The 3,623-nt window shown below is 67.2% G+C and carries 5 protein-coding genes; 2 read left to right on the forward strand and 3 right to left on the reverse strand.

The window, feature by feature from the left end:
• Window positions 1–120: 120 nt before the first annotated feature.
• The gene (locus VNJ47_12760; GenBank protein ID HXG29703.1) at window positions 121–435 is read right to left on the reverse strand and encodes a hypothetical protein; all 315 of its coding nucleotides are present in this window, start codon (window positions 433–435) and stop codon (window positions 121–123) included.
• Between the two features lie 144 nt (window positions 436–579).
• Here VNJ47_12760 and VNJ47_12765 point away from each other — a divergent pair, with 144 nt between their 5' ends.
• On the forward strand, window positions 580–1,149 hold the full coding sequence (locus tag VNJ47_12765) for an HNH endonuclease (protein HXG29704.1): 570 nt from the start codon (window positions 580–582) through the stop codon (window positions 1,147–1,149).
• Here the strand turns inward: VNJ47_12765 and VNJ47_12770 are convergent.
• Both VNJ47_12770 and fabR read right to left on the reverse strand, forming a co-directional pair.
• Window positions 1,135–1,761 (reverse strand): ABC transporter substrate-binding protein, encoded by a 627-nt coding sequence (locus tag VNJ47_12770; GenBank protein HXG29705.1) that lies wholly within the window; start codon window positions 1,759–1,761, stop codon window positions 1,135–1,137. The genes VNJ47_12765 and VNJ47_12770 overlap by 15 nt on opposite strands.
• 41 nt (window positions 1,762–1,802) lie before the next feature.
• Window positions 1,803–2,498 (reverse strand): HTH-type transcriptional repressor FabR, encoded by a 696-nt coding sequence (gene fabR, locus VNJ47_12775; protein ID HXG29706.1) that lies wholly within the window; start codon window positions 2,496–2,498, stop codon window positions 1,803–1,805.
• A gap of 160 nt (window positions 2,499–2,658) precedes the next feature.
• On the opposite strand from fabR, the gene VNJ47_12780 reads away from it, so the two are divergent.
• Window positions 2,659–3,623: ferredoxin reductase (locus VNJ47_12780; GenBank protein ID HXG29707.1), on the forward strand; the 965-nt coding region annotated here is incomplete at its 3' end.

The raw sequence follows: 3,623 nt of genomic DNA on the forward strand, positions 1-3,623 counted from the left end.
CCCGCCGGGCGCGCCATTATCCAGGCAAAAAATGCCCCGGCGCTGCATAGCAGGCCGGGGCGAACCGCTGCCCTGTCCCCGGGGGGACAGGCAGCCGGGGAGGCCCGTCTGGAATCGGGATCAGTTAGCCTTGGTGCCGCCGCACTTGCCCTCGCCGCATTTGCCTTCCTCGGCCTTCTTCTCGGCGCCGCACTTGCCCTCGCCGGCCTTCTTCTCGGCGCCGCATTTACCCTCGCCGCACTTGCCCTCCTCGGCCTTCTTCTCGGCGCCGCATTTACCCTCGCCGCATTTGCCTTCGGCCAGCAGCGTGTAGCCGGCAGGCAAGTCCGCGGCCTGGAATACGGCGCCCTGGCTGGCGGCTTGGGCGGCCAGCCCGTTCAGGGCGAAAGCGGCGCCCAGGGCCATCGCGATTGGTTTCTTGGTGAATACGCTCATCGTCGTCTCCTGTGGTGGTCAGGCCCGTGGTATACGGGCGATTGGGGGAAAAAGATTCAGCCGGCGGGTAAATGGCGGCAGAGATGCAAAAGCACCCGAACTGTTGGATAGTGTGCATTCTTTGAGCAGCATGAACGGAACGGTATGCAGGCGGAGCGGCAGATTCCGCTGATCCTCAAGCTGGATGTCGGCGGCCAGCCGGTGGAGTGGATCCACTGGCGCGAGGCGGCGTCGCAGTATTTCCGCGAGACGGTGCGCTGGGGGCTGGGCGCGCGCAAGATCCCGCTGTACGGCGGCTGGCGGCGCGACACCGGCGAGCGCAGCGTGCTGCACATCGACCCGATCATCGCGGTGGACGACCACAGCCACCGGCGCGGACGCAGCCTGGTGCCGCGCCTGTGCCGGCGCACGCTGTATCAGCGCGACCGCGGCCTGTGCATGTACTGCGCACACCCGGTCGGCTACTCGCAGATGGAGGTCGAGCACGTGATTCCGCTGTCGCGCGGCGGGCGCACGGCCTGGGAGAACGTGGTGGTCGCCTGCCACCGCTGCAACCACCGCAAGGATGCGCGCACGCCGGAGGAGGCCGGCATGAAGCTGCTGGCGGTGCCGTACGCACCGAACGTGGCGGAGTACCTGATCCTCTCCAACCGGCGCATCCTGGCCGACCAGATGGAGTTCTTAAAGCCGCTGGTGCCGCTACGGCGCGCCTGAGCCGCTGCGTGCGGCGGACTCGCGCTGCTCCAGCCGTGCGATCAGCGCATCCAGCCCGTCGCGGCGGATGATCGTGTTGAACTGTCCGCGGAAGTTGGTCGCCAGGCTGACGCCCTCGACGCTCACGTCATAGACCTTCCACTGCCCGTCCACAAGGCGCACCGACAGCGCGATCGGTACCGGCGGTTTTTCGCGCCGCATCAGATCCACGCGCACGGTGGCGTCCTCCGCACCTTCGGCCAGGCGTGTCGGCTTCCAGGCCAGCTGCACCGTGTCTGCGTATTGCAGCAGCGCGCCGGCGTAGTTGCGCACCAGGTAATTCTTGAACACCTCGATGAAGCGCAGGCGCTGCGCCTCGCTGGCCGTGCGCCAGTGCGGACCCAGCACCAGCTGGCCGATGTAGCGGGTATCGAAGCCCGGCAACAGCTCGGCCTCGATCTCGCGCTGGAAGCGCGCGGCATCGGCCTGGTAGGCGGCGCGGTTGGCCTCGATCTGCGCGCGCACGCGCTCGGTGGTGGCGCGGATGGCCTGCTCGGGTGACTCTGCCGCGGCGGCATCCACCACCAGGCAGGACAGCAGCAACCCAAGCAGCGCGGATGAAAGTTTTCGCATCTACGGACGTCCTGTGGCGGCGCCAGGTGCCGGCGCTACGTTCAGGGAGTGGCTCGCTCGCGCCACTGGCCGGCGCCCAGGAATATGAGTGTCAGCTGGCGCACGAAGTTCTCCACCAGTTCATGCTCGGCCTGCGGCTGGCCCGGGGGCAGGTCGAGAATGTCGCTGGCGGCGTTCAGCATGGTGTTCACCACCAGTCCACAGATCATACGCAGCGACTCCATGGACAGATGCGGCAACAGGCGCAGGTCGCGCAGGTCCTGGGCCATCTCGGTGACGAAGTGGTTGATCTCCGTGCGGATGGCGTAGCGCATCAGCGGCGAACCGGTGGAGCGCTCGCGCGCCGCCACCAGGAAATAGCGCGGGTTGTCCTCGACGTAGCGCTTATAGATCGCCACCGAGCTGCGGATGATGTCGGTGGTGGGCACGCCGGCCTTGCGCGCCTCGCGCAGCAGCCGCCGCAGCGTTACGCCGCTTTCTTCCACCAGCGCCAGGCCCAGCTCGTCCATGTCGCGGAAGTGGCGGTAGAAGGCGGTGGGTACCACGCCGGCCTCGCGCGCGATCTCGCGCAGGCTCAGGCTGCCGAAGCTGCGGCCCTGACTCATCAGGGTCAGCGCGGCATCCATGAGGCTGTCGCGCGTGCGCTGCTTGCGGTCTTGCCGCGAGAGCAGTTCCTCGTAGGCGGCCTTGCCTGATTCCACGTCGTCCCGACGCGGGCGATGCCGGTGGCGTTTCATTCGTGAACAGTATACATGAAACGTTATTACTTTAAGTAATTGATTATTAATAATATTATTTGACTTATACGGTGTAGGCTCATATTTCAGTGAACAAGTGTTGACAACAGGCCGGCGGCCGGGCATGCTGTGCACACTCGTTCACTGGGAGTTCGTGACGATGAGCACCCCGAACCTGCGCCAGTCCGTCCGAAGCGGCCGACTGCGCCGCGTGCTGGGCTCGCGTCTGGCGGCCAGCCTGGCCTTCCCGCATGGTGTGGACCGCTACCTCGAGCAGTTCGACCCGACCTGGTCGCTCGAGGAAGTGCGCGCCACGGTCGTGTCCGTGCGCCAGCTCACGGCCGACAGCGTGACGCTCAGCCTGCGGCCCAACCAGAACTGGCGAGGTTTCCGCGCCGGCCAGTACGTCCGGCTGACGGTGGAGATCAACGGCGTGCGCCGCACGCGCTGCTACTCGCCGGCGAATTCCGAACATGCGCGCGACGGCCTGATCGAGCTCACTGCCAAGTCCCATGCGGGCGGCTTGGTGTCGAAGTATCTGCGTGAGCAGGCGCGGCCGGGCATGGTCGTGACGCTGTCGCAGGCGGAGGGCCTGTTCGCGCTGCCGGGATCGCCCACCGAGGGACGCCCGGATCGCGTCCTGCTGATCAGCGGCGGCAGCGGCATCACGCCGGTCATGGCCATGCTGCGCACACTGCTGGACGAGCACCACAAGGGCCGCATCAGCTTCCTGCACTACTGCAACACCGCGGCCGACATGATTTACGCCGACGCGCTGGCCGGAATCGCTGCCCGGCATCCGAACGTGGAACTGATCCGCTGCTTTGCGCAGCCAGGCCAGGGCGGTGAACTGCAGGGCCTGTTCTCGCGCGAACAGCTGCGCGCCGCCGTTCCGGACTATGCCGAGGCCGAAACCTTCCTGTGCGGGCCGCCGGCCATGATGCAGGCGGTCGAGCGGGTCTGGGCCGAGGACGGCCTGTCCGCGCGCCTGCGGCAGGAGCGCTTCAGCGCCGCGCCGGTGACCCGTGCCAGCGCCAGCGCCGAGGGCGAAGTCCGCTTTGCGCGCAGCGAACGCCTGGCCGTGAACAACGGCGACACGCTGCTAAACCAGGCGGAAGCGGCGGG

This window comes from Nevskiales bacterium (assembly GCA_035574475.1).
In the GTDB taxonomy this organism is placed as follows: Bacteria; Pseudomonadota; Gammaproteobacteria; order Nevskiales; family DATLYR01; genus DATLYR01.

Bases quoted from the DNA above. Each gene is read 5' to 3' on its own strand.
- VNJ47_12760 (HXG29703.1), bottom strand. From the start codon at position 435: ATGAGCGTATTCACCAAGAAACCAATCGCGATGGCCCTGGGCGCCGCT.
- fabR (HXG29706.1), bottom strand. From the start codon at position 2,498: ATGAAACGCCACCGGCATCGCCCGCGTCGGGACGACGTGGAATCAGGC.
- VNJ47_12770 (HXG29705.1), bottom strand. From the start codon at position 1,761: ATGCGAAAACTTTCATCCGCGCTGCTTGGGTTGCTGCTGTCCTGCCTG.
- VNJ47_12765 (HXG29704.1), top strand. From the start codon at position 580: ATGCAGGCGGAGCGGCAGATTCCGCTGATCCTCAAGCTGGATGTCGGC.